The sequence below is a fragment of the Alteribacter lacisalsi genome (assembly GCF_003226345.1).
Taxonomy (GTDB): domain Bacteria; phylum Bacillota; class Bacilli; order Bacillales; family Salisediminibacteriaceae; genus Alteribacter; species Alteribacter lacisalsi.
In genome coordinates, this window is the sequence record NZ_PDOF01000001.1 from 1,606,331 (window position 1) to 1,620,339 (window position 14,009).

Sequence of the window (14,009 nt, forward strand, 5' to 3'; positions counted from 1 at the left end):
TCTTTACTGGCCAATCACCCGCTGCCGGAAGAAAAAGCTTTCAGGCCCGGGGATGATAGCTGGCATAGACATCTTTTAACCGTGTCTTTGATACATGAGTGTAGATCTGTGTAGTGGAAATATCCGCATGTCCGAGCATTTCCTGAACGGCACGCAAATCCGCACCGTTTTCAAGAAGGTGTGTGGCAAAGGAATGTCTGAGTGTATGCGGGGTCAGCTCTTTTTCAATCCTTGCATCCATTGCAAGCTGCTTTAGTATTTTCCAAAAGCCCTGCCGCGTCATCTGCCTTCCGTGATGATTAACAAAAACAACATTGTGATTGTTTTTCTTCATAAGATCTTCTCTGCTGGAACGCAAATAGGTTCGAAGCGCCTTCACTGCAGCTCCGCCGAGAGGGATAATCCGTTCCTTATTCCCTTTTCCCACACACCGGATAAAACCCATATCCAGATGCAGATCTGACAGTGTCATTGAGCATAGCTCTGTTACTCGGAGACCTGTTGCATAGAGAACCTCGAGCATCGCCTTGTTCCGAATCCCAAGCGATGAGTTTCCCGGCGATTCCAGAAGTCCTTCAACTTCCTGTGCAGAAAGAACTTTTGGAAGACGTTTTTCCGCTTTCGGAATATCAATCAGATCACTGGGATCATTATCAGAGAGTCCTTCCCGCAGGAGAAACTGGTGAAATGAACGAACAGATGACAGTTGTCTTGAAATAGTGGTGGACGCTTTTCCAAGCTCTTTCAGATTCAGCAGATAGGATACGATATTAGTTCTGTGAACATGTCTGATATCTTTAACCTGCTCCACGTTTTCCACATAATTAAGGTAAGCGGTCAGATCCCGCTCATAAGCCTGTACAGTATTAGCCGAAAGTCCTTTTTCTATTACCAGATAACGGAGGTACCTGCTCAGTTCCATCCTCATCTTCCTGTGAACGCCTCCATTTCTACTCGCCGTTCAAATAGAAAAGCCTCAGTCTTTCTGTCATTGTGCTGAGGACTGTTTCCCCCTGAACCGGCTGGATTACCCTTACAGCCTGTCCTTCCGGTTCATCATAGCGGTGGTAGTCGCTGTATGCATCGCTTACCCATAGAATACCATAATAGAAAAACAGCGTGCACCCCATAAATAAAACGAAAACAAATAACGTATCAACCATTACTTTTGCAGTTTTCACCATTTCACCCCGATTCCCCAGGCATCTTCACCTGCCTTTTTGACAGTCTAGTAAAGAATATGCCGGGGGAACTGAAGATTATACGCTTGAATTTAAAATACCGTACCAGCCGAGCCTTCAAACGGATCTCGCTGCCCTAATTGATTAAAACAGAAAAACCTTACTTTCCTTAAAAGTAAGGCTTCAGGCTCTGTCTTCCTTTTCCGGTTCCTTTTTCCCGCTGCAGCGGTGGCAGATGCCGTGAAACGTCAGGCGGTGGTCCTTTACGAGGAAGTTCCAGCGCCGTTCGACTACCTTTTCCACTTCACCCAGCAGATCCTCCTGAATTTCATCAACAGAACCGCATTCAATGCAGACGAGATGATGATGAAAATGAGTAGCTCCTTCTTTCCTCAAATCGTACCTGGAAACGCCGTCTCCAAAGTTTATTTTATCAACCACTTTAAGCTCCGTGAGCAATTCAAGCGTACGGTAGACAGTGGCCAGACCGATTTCCGGTGATTTTTCCTTTACGAGCATATACACATCCTCGGCACTGAGATGATCTTCTTCATGTTCAAGAAGAACCCGGACAGTCGCTTCCCTCTGTGGAGTCAGTTTATAACTTTGTGAATGCAGTTGTTTTTTTATCCGTTCAATCCGCTGCTCCATAATGAACTCCCCTTCACAATGCCTATTCAAACTCTATTATACTCCCGGCAAAAAAAGGGTGTCAAATAAGAATCGTTTTAATATAGTGTCTGTAATTATTATCATATAGAAAAACTTACATTATGCGAGCCATTGGACAACCGAACGAAGCAGCACAGGAGATACATAAGCTTCATAAACCGCGATGAGCGTAATAAATGCTCCTGTGAACAAAAGAAACAATGAATAGGCTGTAAAGTGCTTAAAGATCGGTTCATACCCCTTCCGGATAATCTGCCGGCATATTTTCAGCGAAAAAGAAATAGAAACAGCCGCTGTTATGATAAACACTGGAACAAGAAAGACATTCTGTGGAAAAACTGTTACAAAAGCCAGAAAGAATCCGTCTGCTCCCATCTGGCTTACGAGAAACCCAACAGTAAAACCGACAACAAGTCCTTTAAGGAACAGCATAACAAGAATTACCGGCAGTCCGATTACCGAAAGGCCTAAAAACCACATCAGTCCCAGATACTTGGCATAATACGAAAAACTCTGGCTGAAAACCGTCTGCGGTGCGGCAAGCTCTCCCTGTTCAACTTGTCCAAAAAACTGGGTCAGGTATGTGAAAAGATCATTCTTCTGGTTCACATTAAGACTGTTAACAATCACAGCGCCGAAAATGACGCCCATCATCAGTAAAACGATTGAAAACACGTAGATCGAACGGTTCTCTTCTAAATGCATGGCTATAGCCCTTCCCGGGCCGCTTTTCATCCTCCTCATCCCGTCCGCCCCTTTAGCAAAGTGTCATTTTCTTCAACCGGTACAGTGTTACTCTATGAACCGGAAGATGGTTCTATGACAAAAAGGAAGGATGGGAGAGACGGAGCATTATCCGAATCTATCACTTTTCAGTAAGACGGTAATGCTGAATCGCACAGATTGTTTTCGCATCATGAATAGTTTCGTCCCTGATCATGGAAACAGCTTCATCCAATGTTGCTTCCAGAAGTTCCACAAATTCATCTTCATCTGTTCCTGCTTTTCCCTGTGACAGGTCTTTTGCTTCATATAAATGGACGATTTCATCTGCAAATCCAGGGGAAGTGTAAAAGGACATAACTTTTTCAAGCGAGCCAGCCCTGTAACCAGTCTCTTCCTCAAGTTCCCTTGCAGCACAGGCTTTTGGATCTTCACCTTTTTCCAGTTTCCCGGCGGGGATTTCCGCAATCGACTTTTCCAGCGCTTTTCTGTACTGCTTAACAAGAATCAGTTTCCCTTCCTTGTTCACAGCAAGCACCGCCACTGCGCCGGGGTGATTGATAATTTCCCGTTTACTTTCTTTTCCATTAGGCAAAGCTACCTGATGAATACTTAAATCAATGATTCTGCCTTCATAAATAATTTCTTTTGAGGTTGTTTTTTCTTCAAGACGATCCATGTGCTTTCCGCTCCTTTGTTTTTACGGTTCTGTTTTAATACAGGCTTACATACGCTTTAGCATAGCAAACTCTGTTCCCCATAAAAAGGAGTGTTAATCATGCACGTTTATTTAAAGGAAAACGGATTTGTAATTGCAGGTAAAGTTTGGCAGGTAAAAGCCTACCTGAAACAGCTGTCAAAGGAGCATACGTCCGTCGAATCATGGATCAGTAAAGGACAGGCTCTCCCCGGAACCGGAGCTACGAAAACAGCCAATGTACTGCCGTTCCGACCCCGGTGAAAAACAGCAGATCTTTTTTGATTCCACGCTTCATTGTTGTAATATCCGATGAATGCCCTAAAACAGATTCCACCCATGGGATGATGGCTGTCTCTTCCACCTCAGGAACATGAATGCCGTCCCGGCTTCTAAGCATGGATACCGTGTGATCGGACAGATACCTGTCTGTAAGTTCTCCGGCAGGCAAAGGCAGCACACTATCCGCATAAGTGAGTTCAGTAAGGGCAGTAATCGTATGATGAGAAAGGCCGACGTGGCGCTTGCGTTTATCTGCCTGTGACAAACGCGGTGTCCAAACGGGGCATCCACCTTTTTTCCCTATCATATTGGCCCAGGAAGATTGTACAATTCCGCTGAACCCATACCTCGTACCTGTTCCCGTCACCCCCGGCCCCACTGTAATCACCAAAAGAGCCTCAGGATAATTTGTGCAGGCAAACTGCAGCGCAGTTAATAGATTGACAGCTTCAAATTTCCCTCCAAATGCCTGGCCGATTGACACGGATATAAAATCCTCCTCTTTGTGCAGACGGCTGAGGTGCCGGCTGAAAGGAAGACCCAATGATGCCTGGTCGTCGATCACTGCCAACAGTTTTCCTTCCGGTACGACATTTCTGTAAAGTTCCCATACGACAGGAAGCATACTGTGCAGTTCACACAGAAGGATACGCTTCCCCCCAAGGTCCAGTTCCTTCTCATAAACAACGCAGCCGTCACGGTATTCCGGAGATTCCACTGTAAGCACACTGTGCTGCACCGGCAGATACCGGCATTTCATTATATGTCCCGAATCATCCCCTGCAGCTGTTTCCTCTGCATGTTCTATTCCAGTAACAAAATCAGCTCCTCCGGTCCCAAGGCCAAGCAGCCCTGCCGTAATATTAACCCGCAGCCTATCGCCTGCCTTTGCTCCGGGGTACAGATCCCTGTAGAGAACAGCCGCACCGCTTCCACCGTCTGTGGCAAGCCACTGTACACGGCTGTCTTCACTGATAATTCCTATAACTGTTACTGTAATGATCCGCTGCATACCGCACCACCTTTCCCCTAAAGCCTATTCATTTATTTCCAGCCTCATACCCTTCTCATTTGAATAACCTGCCTCCTTTGTGTACGATGGAAAAAATACGTACCTAATGGAGGGAAGACTCTTGAAAAAACGGCAGATCGGTTCATCTGAACTTTATGTAAGTGAAATCGGGTTCGGCTGTATGTCCCTCTCGGACGACTACCGGGAAAATGAGCGGATTATTCATGAAGCGGTCGACATGGGAATTAATTACTTTGACACAGCCGATCTCTATGATTTCGGGTCCAATGAAGAATCAGTCGGCAGAGCCCTTAAAGGAAAACGCCAGGACGTGATTCTCGCTTCAAAGGGCGGTAATGAATGGGGCGAGGGAATTGACGGCTGGCGATGGAATCCATCAAAAAAACATCTTAAATCTGCTGTCAAAGCCAGCCTTTCCCGTCTCGGCACGGATTATCTGGATTTGTATCAGCTCCACGGCGGGACAATTGAAGACCCTATCGACGAAACGATTGAAGCGTTTGAAGAACTCGTTGAGGAGGGGCTGATCCGTTATTATGGCATTTCATCCATAAGACCGAATGTCATTAAGGAATATGTCAGCCGGTCAAATATCGTTAGTGTGATGATGCAGTACAGTCTCCTTGACCGGCGTCCGGAAGAATGGCTGCCTCTTTTCAGAGAACATAATATTTCCGTTCTTCCAAGGGGTCCGGTGGCAAAAGGACTTCTGGCAGAAGGATGGAAAAGAAAGCTCGATGACGACGGTTATCTTCAGTACAGTCGGGAAGAACTTCAGGAAATTGTACCTCAGCTGGAGAAAATTGCTGAAAGAGAAAGACTTACTCTTCACGAATTAGCGCTTCGCTATCCGCTCGCATCGAATGAAGTGGCTGCCACTGTCACCGGTGCCAGCCGTGTTTCACAAATCGAAGCAAATGCACAAGCCGGTGACATTGAACCGCTTTCTGAAACATTGATTGAAGAACTTAGGTCAGTAACAAGTGTCTCTCAATACGATAAACACAGAGATTAAAAAACACTCCCGGAAAAGCATCCGCTTTTCCGGGAGTGTTTTACTGTTCATAAATTTCCCTGGCTGTATCCAGATCTTCTGTTAGCATGTCATAATTCACCATGCCTTGCCTTCTCGTTATAATACGTCCATCCGGGTCCAGCACGTAGGTGAGCGGCATACCAATGACCTGATAGGCTTTGGCAGCTTCGTCATTTTCATCCATGAGATTTGGATAGGTCACACCGAATTCGTCAAGGAATTTGTGAATATTATCATGATCCGACTCCTGGGAAGTACGATTAAGACCGACGACGCGGACACCTTCATCATAATACTCATCGTGGATACGTGTCAGGTCGGGTTTTTCCTCCCTGCAAGGGGCACACCACGTCGCCCAGACATTCAAAATGACATAGTAACCCCTGAAGTCGGCAATCCCCATCTCCCCCTCTTCATCCACGAGCGGGAGCGGAATATCTTTTAACAGCATCCCCGGCTGAATACCTTCCTCGTCTGTTTCAATATATTGATCTGTATCCTGGGCACCGTTATCGGCGTTTTCTATTCCATCGTTTTCGAGATAAATGGCCAGTGGATCCTCAGCTGCACTGTCAGTCCGGTGATCATATATGACAAATACAGCAATCCCCAGAGCAGCGGTTAAGATAAGCAGGCTTGAAAGGTGTCTGCCTTTCATCTTGACTCCCCCTTTAATTCTCTTTTTACAGTATATCTTCTGAGCTTGGAAAACGGAATCATCCTGCCCAATTTCACATAAAGTTCAACGATTTATAATGTCCTTCTTCTGCATTCTATTTAATATGTCTTTTATATTACATTCTGCAGGCGGCGTTTACCTCCAAATATCCCTTTGATAGAATAATTTAATGAAACTGTTTCATATCTTGCATTAATAATCATAGAATATATCAAACGTTTTAGGAGACATTTTTATGAAACCTCATCAGGTAAGAGCCTTCGGAAAAGACCTCATCGGCATGGGGCTGCTTCTGTTGTTTCTAATCCTTTTTCTATTCAGTGACAGGCTGAGCAGTACCCAGTACATACAGGATCTCCCGGGAGCCTGGGTAAATGTGAACACGCTGTTTTTGAGTATCGTCATTGAAGCTGTTCCTTTTATTCTGCTTGGCGTTTTTGTGTCTGCCATGATTCAGATTTACGTGTCGGAAGAAACCATTCAGCGCTATCTCCCTAAAAATGCGATAGGGGCTTTGTTCCCGGCAGCAGTACTTGGTGCTATTTTCCCGCTCTGTGAGTGCGCCATAGTACCGGTCGTTGCCCGCCTCGTGAAAAAAGGAATGCCGCTTCATGTAGGTGTTGTTTTTCTCGTTGCTGCACCGATTCTGAATCCGATAGTATTTGCCTCCACCTTCTTTGCTTTCGGTTCAAACTGGACTCATCCAGTCCTGCTGTCACGGATGGGACTCGCGTTTATTCTTTCTATTATAATCGGTTTCGTCCTATATATGCTGTTTAAGAACACCAGACAGTTAAGAGCCCAGGCTCAGAGCCTGACTGACCACGCTCATAATCATGAACATAATCACACTCACAGCAGCGGGGGAAAACCGACATTTATGACCCGTATTAAAGAAACCGTTTATCATGCCGTCGATGAATTCTTTCTGATGGGAAAATACTTAATCCTCGGAGCGCTGATCGCAGCTATGTTTCAGACCTTTCTTGACAGGTCGCTCCTGCAGACCATCGGAGCCAACGAGTATTCATCCACGCTTGTTATGATGGGATTTGCCTATCTGCTGTCACTCTGTTCGGAAGCGGACGCTTTTGTCGCCGCTTCGTTCCCGCAGTTTTCAGCCGGCTCACTCATTGCTTTTCTTGTATACGGACCGATGCTCGACCTGAAGAATACATTTATGCTTTTCGCATACTTCCGTGTTAAATTTGTTATTGCCTTCATGATTACAGTGACAATTACCGTATTTCTATCCATTCTTTTCGTCAATCGTTTTGTACTGCCAAACTGGTATATGTGGTTTTAGGGGGAGTTTTCATTGAGAGAGTATGATTTTTCGTTTCACGCTTTTATTCAGGGGATTATCCTGATTGGATTTGCTCTACTGATGCTCTGGTTTGTTCTGAGCGGCAACATTGTTTATTATATTGCACCTAAAATGATGCCTTTTGTTTACTTTGGCCTTGTCACCTTCTTTATTCTGGGGATCGTTCAGGTGTTCAGAAGTACAAAGAAAAATGACAGCAGTGGAGCCGCATGCACCTGTGGGCATGATCACAGGATCCCTGGCCCGCCGATTGTAAAACTGCTCATCTACAGTATCTTTATCCTGCCGGTATTAATGGGGTTTGTCCTCCCGGATCGTGCCCTAGACAGTTCGGTAGCCTCTAACCGGGGAATGATATACGGAAGCGGAAATTCCCCAAGCGCAGATGCTGCCCAGGAGGCCGGGCGCCAGACTGAGGCCGCTGAAACGGCTGAAGAAGAGCAGAGTACTGCCGATGAGTACCTGGAAGACCCGGAAGGCTATATGGAAAGTCTTGAAGCTGACACATCCGGTACCGGAGAAGCACCATCGCCTGACGAGATGGATGAGCACTTTACAGTAGAGGATTTCTACGATCAGGAAGGCTTTGACCAGTATTACGTTGAGCTTGCAGAAAAGCTGAAGCATGAAGATGTCATTACCGTGACCGAAGACAACTACCTTGATATTATGACCGTAATGGATGTGCATCTTGACGAGTTCATCGGAAAAGACATCGAGATGATCGGTTTTGCGTTCCGCGAGCCTGATTTTGATGACCACCAGCTGGTTGCTGCCCGCTTTTCCATGACATGCTGTACAGCTGACGCAGGTGTTTATGGAACGCTGATTGAAAGCAGTCATGCGAAAGAAATTGAAGAGGATACCTGGATCCACGTTTACGGAACCATCAAAGAAGGGGAATACAACGGCTACCGCCTTCCTGTTATTACAGATGCCGATCTGAATGAGGTTGAAGAGCCTGATTCTCCCTATGTGTATCCAAGCTTCAGATTTTAATGGAGGCTGGGACAAAACTCAGCTAAATAGAAAGACCCTCATCGTTGGTGAGGGCCTTTTGCTTTGGGGAGCATTTAATGGTTGATTGTTCAAAAACACACTCGCTTGCCGCGGGCAAGGCTTCAGCTAACCGGGGAAGATCGAGCAAAAACCAGGTGAAAAACAAATAGAATTTGCATTAATGGCGGTGAACTTGAGAAAGTACACCGCCCGACAGGCTTATCAAACATTTTTAAACATACAAAACGGTGACAACGATCGAAAAGCGATCATTGTCACCGTTTTTTACTTAGTTAGAGACTGTTTTATCCCAAGCCCCGTTCTATTTTGTAATCGTAAGGATCGTCGTTTCTCCGCGGGAAACGTCAATGTTTTCTTCTTTTTTAAGTTCTCCTGCTTCATCACCATTTGTAATAATGATCGGCGTGATCGTGCTTTCCGCTTTTTCATTTACAAGGTCCATATCGAAAGTAATCAGTTTGTCACCAGGAGCTACTTTATCCCCTTCTTTTACAAAAGATTCAAAGCCTTCTCCCTGCATATTTACTGTTTCAATTCCGATATGAATAAGGATTTCTGCGCCGTTGACCGTCTTCAGCCCTACTGCATGCTTTGTCGGGAATACCTGCATTACTTCAGCGTGTACCGGAGCTACGACTGTTCCTTCTGTCGGTTTAATGGCTACGCCGTCCCCCATCATTTTCTCTGCAAAAGTAGGGTCAGGAACTTCTGAGAGGGGCAGCGCCTGTCCTGTCAGAGGAGCTACCAGTACATCCTTTCCGTCTGCTTCCGGCATCTTTACCTCGGCCTTCTCCTGCTTTTCTTCTTTCTTATCAAGTCCAAAAAGTTTCTTAAGCATATTGAATCACCTTTCTTTCTGATTTGTATGTACATGTTCCACGCAAAGATACATTTTAAACGACATCCGGCATTCCTGTAAACAATAAGAGACCTCCTGCCTGGATCGTTTTCCATCATCCAACCGGGGAACACGAACATTTTTTCATTGGAAATTAAATAAGTTCGTTTTTTACTCTTTTTCTGCCCGTTCCATTGTGCTATAATCAGGTCATTCATAACAAAACTCGTATAAGGGTGAGGATATGGCTCACAAGTCTCTACCAGACAACCGTAAATTGTCTGACTACGGGTGATAGGCAGAATTGCGAAAAGGACTACCTTACTATACCCCTGTCCATCAGGAGGTATGTGTCTGATTTGCAATTATTTTTATTTTCATACCTCCGGAGCCCGGTGGTGCCTTTCACTCGTCAGGAAAGGACATCAGCGGGTTTTTATCTTTTTTTTACAGGAGGCGCTTCACGTGATTAAACTTAAACAGGCGATACAGACTCAGGGAACCGTATTATCAGGGGACATACTTAAAGTTGACCAGTTTTTAAATCACGGCATTGATCCCGAACTCATGGCTGCAATCGGAAAGGAATTTACACGGCGGTTTGAAAATGATGGAATAACAAAAATCCTGACGATAGAATCCTCAGGTATCGCTCCTTCGGTCATGACCGGATTATATTTAGGGTGCCCGGTGGTTTTTGCCAGAAAACAGAAGTCAGCCATTCACCATAAAGGCCTGTTTGCGGCAGATGTCTACTCGTACACGAAGAAGACAACAAGCACGATCACTGTCGAGGCTGATAAAATCAGTGCAGACGACACCGTTCTCATCATTGATGACTTCCTTGCAAACGGACAGGCGGCTCTGGGTCTCGCTTCCATTGTTCAGGATGCAGGTGCTCGTGTGGCAGGCATCGGCATTGTCATTGAAAAGTCTTTCCAGCCGGGAAGGACTCTCCTTGACGGAGCTGGCCTAAGAGTGGAATCACTCGCCCGGATTGCTTCCCTTTCAGATGGGACGGTACGTTTTTCTGATGAGGCTGCCTGCGAGGTAAAAGTATGAGTACAAAAACGGTAAACTATCCATGGTACAGACGAGAAGACACAGATGCATTCTTTGCCCTTTTCCAGAATAATCTCGCAAATTTCGTCATCATCATCGTTACTATGCTCGGAATGGGGTTTCCCGCCTCTCTTGTATTCGGAAAGGTCATTCCCGGTGCTGCGGCGGCAGTCGTGTTCGGTAATCTCTACTATGCGTTTATGGCCAGACGTCTTGCTGCCAAGGAAAACAGAACCGATGTGACAGCCCTCTCCTATGGGATCAGTACACCTGTTATGTTCGTCTTTCTATTCGGTGTTCTTCTCCCTGCCTACACGCTGACAGGGGACGCCGAGCTGGCTTGGAAAATCGCACTCGCCGCGTGTTTTATCAGCGGTCTGATTGAGTTTCTAGCCAGTTTCACCGGTAAATGGCTGCAACGTGTACTGCCGAGAGCGGCGATGCTTGGTGCCCTTGCAGGTGTTGCTCTTACGTTTATTGCCGGTGAGATGTTATTTACCACGCTGGAAATGCCCGTTGTCGGCCTGTTTGTTCTCGTTGTCATTCTTGTCGGTCTTGTCGGCAAGGTCACGCTCCCTTTTAAGATTCCAGCTTCTTTATTTGCCATTATCGCAGGAACCGGTCTTGCATTTGCTCTGGGCTACGCGGATACCGGCGCCATTCAGAACGGACTGGCTAATCTGGGATTTTACCCGGTGCTCCCTTCGTTAGCTGTATTTGAAGGATTTGGTCTGCTGTTCACTGGTATGATTGCCCTGCTTGCGGTCATTCTGCCGATTACGATATACAATGCCATTGAGACGATGAACAACGTGGAAGCTATGAAAGCAGAAGGTGACAGCTATGATGTCCGTGAATGCCAGGCTGTCGACGGGACTGGAACCATGATTGGCGCCTTGTTCGGCGGTCTGTTTCCCACTACCGTTTATATTGCCTCTGTAGGCGCCAAATGGATGAAGGCAGGAAGAGGTTACAGCATTCTAAACGCAGCAGTTTTCTTTCTTGCCGCTTCATTTGGTCTGATTGGTGCTCTTGCAGCGGTTATTCCTGTTGCAGTTGTTGCCCCGATCCTCGTTTTCGTTGGCATCTCAATGGTCTCGGCTGCTTTTGGTAAAAACGAAACAAAATACTACCCTGCTGTTGCCATAGCCATGCTTCCCTACTTCGCCAACTACCTGATGACCCGTTTTGGAAATGACGCCGGTTCTGTTCTTCAGGAAATCTCAGGCGGCATCGTTCCTCTAGGTGAAGGGGCAATGTTTACTGGCATCCTGCTTGGAGCCATCACGGTAGCCATTATCGACCACGACTTCAAGAAGGCTGCTGTCTTCTCCTGCACTGCCGGGATCCTCAGTTTCTTCGGTTTGATGCATGCTTCCGGTCTTGCCGTTGGTGCAGCTTCGGACTATGCTCTCGGCTATTTTCTCGTTGCTGGTTTCCTTGGCGCATTTGCCCTGAAGGAAACCAAATTGTCCGCTGGAGAACAGCCTGTCTCCCGCAGGGCTGCCTAGTAAGCTTCAGGCCGATGAGCATCTGAATAACCGTGTAATGGCAGAGGCCGGGACAGAAGTGTTTTTCAGACAAAATTCCGAACACTTTCTTTATGTCCCGGCCTCTTTTTCTTCAGTTTAAATTTGTACCGGATTCATCAATTACCATCGATCATACGATAGATGGCTTCGGCGACACCTGCTTCTGTGTTTGCTCCGGTAATATAACAGCTTACAGCCTTCACTTCATCCGCTGCGTTGGCCATGGCGATTCCTGTACCTGCAGCCTTCAGCATACTTAAATCGTTGAAATTGTCACCAATGGCAGCTGTTTGATTCATAGGAATCCCCATATTCTGTGCAACCTGCTCCAGGGCCTGTCCTTTTGTCGCATGAACATGGGTAATCTCAAGGTTTTCCGAAGCGGAAGCACTAACCGCGATACTTCCTAGTTTACGAAGTCTCTCCGCTGCCTTTTCCCGCTTGCTTCCGTCTTTGGAAAAGGCGAGCAGTTTAAGAAGACTGACCCCCTGGTTAAGAATCTGATCGTAGTCTTCCGTAACCGTAACTGCCCCTTCCTTAAATCGGGCTTCCGCTACCCTCATCACCTGATCGTACGACTCGAATTCCCCCGTACTGAGCATAATGTCCGCTACAATCTGCAGACCCTTCTGCTCGTCTTCTGTATAGGAGCCCTTTCCTGTGTATATTTCGTAGTAAACCCCTTCATCTCGAAGAATGTCTGCCGCCCGTCTGTATAAAGAGCGGGACATCGTTACTTGTGAGTAAATATCCCCGTCTTTCTGTCTTATTTCTGCTCCGTTCACACAGATGAGCGGAAGCCTGATGCCTACTTCCTTTAACGGTACTACAGCTTCCGTAAAGTCACGTCCTGTTGCCACTGCAACTGTGACTCCTTTTGATTCGGCATACCGGATCGCTTCAGCATTCTTTTTTGGGATCCTTCTTTCACTATCCAATAGCGTTCCATCCATATCCGTGGCAATCAGCTTGATTCCTGACATCATATATCCTCCATTATATCGGTCCGGTACTCCCCGCAAATCAGTGTACACCCCTGCTCTTTTCACGATATAATGACAGTCAGACAGAAGGGAGTTTACATGTATGGAGAAAACCGACCGGTATCTTTTCCGTTTTTTTATTTTCTGGTACATATGCGGTGTGTTTCTGCTCAGTTTTGACCTGGTGCCTCCATGGTTAGAATGGGCAAATGTCGTGTTTTTAATTACAGCAGGCTTTCTGGCCATGCTCTTTTTTTACCGTACATACGGAAAGATTCTTGGCCTTGTTCTCATTGGCGGGATCTTCATCCTGTCTATGGCCCTTGAATCCTTCGGCGTTGCTACCGGCTTGTTCTTCGGTAACTACGAATACCGGACTGACTTTGGCCCGAAAATGATTGGTGTACCTGTTACAATTGGATTCGCCTGGGTGATGGTAATAGCCACCTCCCACGTCCTGATGAAGCCCGTTACGAATGCAACCGGAAAATTCGCCATCATTGTTTACCCTGTACTCGGCGCCTTCACAGCTACTGCGATGGACCTGATTATCGATCCTGTAGCCTATGACGTCAAAGAATACTGGGTATGGCTTGAAGGCGGCTTTTACTATGGCATTCCATTTTCCAACTATGCAGGATGGTTCATACTCAGCTTTATTCTCCACTTGATTGTATTCATACTAACTAAACGTCATAAAGGATGGCAGACAGACAGCTCGGAATGGAGTTTTCGCATGGCCTGGCTGTATGGAATGATGACAGCCATGTTCATGGCAGTCGCTGTTGTAAACGGTCTGTTCCTGGCTTTCTTCACAACGCTTGCGGCACTTATCATCGTTTATACCTTTTATTTTACTCCCCGATTCTTAGGAACCTTGAAGGAGGGCGGCCGCTATTCACAGCAGAAAACCGGCATTTGAAGCTGTTTTTTCCCTCTATAAC

16 protein-coding genes and 1 riboswitch are annotated in these 14,009 nt (G+C 46.3%); of the genes, 7 read left to right on the forward strand and 9 right to left on the reverse strand.

Features of this window, described 5'->3' with window-relative positions; genetic code table 11:
* Nucleotides 1–40 precede the first annotated feature (40 nt).
* The 5 genes from xerD to CR205_RS07965 form a co-directional block, all read right to left on the reverse strand.
* Nucleotides 41–928 carry a site-specific tyrosine recombinase XerD gene (gene xerD / locus CR205_RS07945; RefSeq protein WP_110518448.1) on the reverse strand — a complete coding sequence of 296 codons (888 nt, stop codon included), beginning with the start codon at nucleotides 926–928 and terminating at the stop codon, nucleotides 41–43.
* Between the two features lie 22 nt (nucleotides 929–950).
* Nucleotides 951–1,184, reverse strand: a complete 234-nt coding sequence (locus tag CR205_RS07950; protein ID WP_110518450.1) for a YqzK family protein — start codon at nucleotides 1,182–1,184, stop codon at nucleotides 951–953.
* A gap of 180 nt (nucleotides 1,185–1,364) precedes the next feature.
* Entirely contained in the window at nucleotides 1,365–1,832 is a 468-nt protein-coding gene (fur, locus tag CR205_RS07955) for a ferric iron uptake transcriptional regulator (RefSeq protein WP_110518451.1), read from the reverse strand.
* Between the two features lie 120 nt (nucleotides 1,833–1,952).
* Nucleotides 1,953–2,588: a stage II sporulation protein M gene (spoIIM, locus tag CR205_RS07960; RefSeq protein ID WP_110518453.1), complete on the reverse strand. Its 636-nt coding sequence runs from the start codon at nucleotides 2,586–2,588 to the stop codon at nucleotides 1,953–1,955.
* A 130-nt stretch (nucleotides 2,589–2,718) separates the two neighbouring features.
* Entirely contained in the window at nucleotides 2,719–3,255 is a 537-nt protein-coding gene (locus CR205_RS07965) for an NUDIX hydrolase (RefSeq protein WP_110518455.1), read from the reverse strand.
* A gap of 99 nt (nucleotides 3,256–3,354) precedes the next feature.
* On the opposite strand from CR205_RS07965, the gene mciZ reads away from it, so the two are divergent.
* Nucleotides 3,355–3,537: a Z-ring formation inhibitor MciZ gene (gene mciZ / locus CR205_RS07970; RefSeq protein WP_110518457.1), complete on the forward strand. Its 183-nt coding sequence runs from the start codon at nucleotides 3,355–3,357 to the stop codon at nucleotides 3,535–3,537.
* Here mciZ and CR205_RS07975 read toward each other — a convergent pair.
* On the reverse strand, nucleotides 3,497–4,567 hold the full coding sequence (locus tag CR205_RS07975; RefSeq protein WP_110518459.1) for a DUF3866 family protein: 1,071 nt from the start codon (nucleotides 4,565–4,567) through the stop codon (nucleotides 3,497–3,499). The two genes, mciZ and CR205_RS07975, sit on opposite strands and share 41 nt — an antisense overlap.
* 121 nt (nucleotides 4,568–4,688) lie before the next feature.
* Between CR205_RS07975 and CR205_RS07980 the strand changes: the two genes are divergently transcribed.
* A complete protein-coding gene (locus tag CR205_RS07980; protein ID WP_110518461.1) occupies nucleotides 4,689–5,603 on the forward strand; it encodes an aldo/keto reductase in 915 nt (304 codons plus the stop codon).
* A gap of 40 nt (nucleotides 5,604–5,643) precedes the next feature.
* Here CR205_RS07980 and CR205_RS07985 read toward each other — a convergent pair whose 3' ends face one another.
* Nucleotides 5,644–6,282 carry a TlpA disulfide reductase family protein gene (locus CR205_RS07985; RefSeq protein ID WP_110518463.1) on the reverse strand — a complete coding sequence of 213 codons (639 nt, stop codon included), beginning with the start codon at nucleotides 6,280–6,282 and terminating at the stop codon, nucleotides 5,644–5,646.
* 256 nt (nucleotides 6,283–6,538) lie between these two features.
* On the opposite strand from CR205_RS07985, the gene CR205_RS07990 reads away from it, so the two are divergent.
* Nucleotides 6,539–7,609, forward strand: coding sequence for a permease (locus CR205_RS07990; protein WP_110518465.1), 1,071 nt, complete (start codon nucleotides 6,539–6,541; stop codon nucleotides 7,607–7,609).
* 12 nt (nucleotides 7,610–7,621) lie between these two features.
* On the forward strand, nucleotides 7,622–8,629 hold the full coding sequence (locus tag CR205_RS07995) for a TIGR03943 family putative permease subunit (RefSeq protein ID WP_110518467.1): 1,008 nt from the start codon (nucleotides 7,622–7,624) through the stop codon (nucleotides 8,627–8,629).
* 322 nt (nucleotides 8,630–8,951) lie between these two features.
* Here CR205_RS07995 and CR205_RS08000 read toward each other — a convergent pair whose 3' ends face one another.
* A complete protein-coding gene (locus CR205_RS08000; protein ID WP_110518469.1) occupies nucleotides 8,952–9,488 on the reverse strand; it encodes a PTS sugar transporter subunit IIA in 537 nt (178 codons plus the stop codon).
* Between the two features lie 206 nt (nucleotides 9,489–9,694).
* Nucleotides 9,695–9,796: riboswitch (purine riboswitch) on the forward strand.
* Between the two features lie 157 nt (nucleotides 9,797–9,953).
* Here CR205_RS08000 and CR205_RS08005 point away from each other — a divergent pair.
* Together CR205_RS08005 and CR205_RS08010 are read left to right on the forward strand one after the other, a co-directional pair.
* Nucleotides 9,954–10,550 (forward strand): xanthine phosphoribosyltransferase, encoded by a 597-nt coding sequence (locus tag CR205_RS08005; protein ID WP_110519750.1) that lies wholly within the window; start codon nucleotides 9,954–9,956, stop codon nucleotides 10,548–10,550.
* The gene (locus tag CR205_RS08010) at nucleotides 10,547–12,061 is read left to right on the forward strand and encodes an NCS2 family permease (RefSeq protein ID WP_110518471.1); all 1,515 of its coding nucleotides are present in this window, start codon (nucleotides 10,547–10,549) and stop codon (nucleotides 12,059–12,061) included. The genes CR205_RS08005 and CR205_RS08010 overlap by 4 nt, the downstream gene beginning before the upstream one ends.
* Nucleotides 12,062–12,198: 137 nt before the next feature.
* On the opposite strand, the gene CR205_RS08015 is transcribed toward CR205_RS08010, so the two are convergent.
* Complete coding sequence (locus tag CR205_RS08015; RefSeq protein ID WP_161524718.1) at nucleotides 12,199–13,065, reverse strand: Cof-type HAD-IIB family hydrolase; 867 nt, start codon at nucleotides 13,063–13,065, stop codon at nucleotides 12,199–12,201.
* Nucleotides 13,066–13,168: 103 nt separating this feature from the next.
* Here CR205_RS08015 and CR205_RS08020 point away from each other — a divergent pair, with 103 nt between their 5' ends.
* Nucleotides 13,169–13,987, forward strand: a complete 819-nt coding sequence (locus tag CR205_RS08020) for a carotenoid biosynthesis protein (protein ID WP_110518475.1) — start codon at nucleotides 13,169–13,171, stop codon at nucleotides 13,985–13,987.
* Nucleotides 13,988–14,009: the final 22 nt, after the last annotated feature.

Bases quoted from the DNA above. Each gene is read 5' to 3' on its own strand.
- CR205_RS07965 (WP_110518455.1), bottom strand. From the start codon at position 3,255: ATGGATCGTCTTGAAGAAAAAACAACCTCAAAAGAAATTATTTATGAA.
- fur (WP_110518451.1), bottom strand. From the start codon at position 1,832: ATGGAGCAGCGGATTGAACGGATAAAAAAACAACTGCATTCACAAAGT.
- CR205_RS07985 (WP_110518463.1), bottom strand. From the start codon at position 6,282: ATGAAAGGCAGACACCTTTCAAGCCTGCTTATCTTAACCGCTGCTCTG.
- CR205_RS08020 (WP_110518475.1), top strand. From the start codon at position 13,169: ATGGAGAAAACCGACCGGTATCTTTTCCGTTTTTTTATTTTCTGGTAC.
- CR205_RS08015 (WP_161524718.1), bottom strand. From the start codon at position 13,065: ATGTCAGGAATCAAGCTGATTGCCACGGATATGGATGGAACGCTATTG.
- spoIIM (WP_110518453.1), bottom strand. From the start codon at position 2,588: ATGAAAAGCGGCCCGGGAAGGGCTATAGCCATGCATTTAGAAGAGAAC.
- CR205_RS08000 (WP_110518469.1), bottom strand. From the start codon at position 9,488: ATGCTTAAGAAACTTTTTGGACTTGATAAGAAAGAAGAAAAGCAGGAG.
- CR205_RS07950 (WP_110518450.1), bottom strand. From the start codon at position 1,184: ATGGTGAAAACTGCAAAAGTAATGGTTGATACGTTATTTGTTTTCGTT.
- CR205_RS07975 (WP_110518459.1), bottom strand. From the start codon at position 4,567: ATGCAGCGGATCATTACAGTAACAGTTATAGGAATTATCAGTGAAGAC.
- CR205_RS07990 (WP_110518465.1), top strand. From the start codon at position 6,539: ATGAAACCTCATCAGGTAAGAGCCTTCGGAAAAGACCTCATCGGCATG.
- xerD (WP_110518448.1), bottom strand. From the start codon at position 928: ATGAGGATGGAACTGAGCAGGTACCTCCGTTATCTGGTAATAGAAAAA.
- mciZ (WP_110518457.1), top strand. From the start codon at position 3,355: ATGCACGTTTATTTAAAGGAAAACGGATTTGTAATTGCAGGTAAAGTT.
- CR205_RS08010 (WP_110518471.1), top strand. From the start codon at position 10,547: ATGAGTACAAAAACGGTAAACTATCCATGGTACAGACGAGAAGACACA.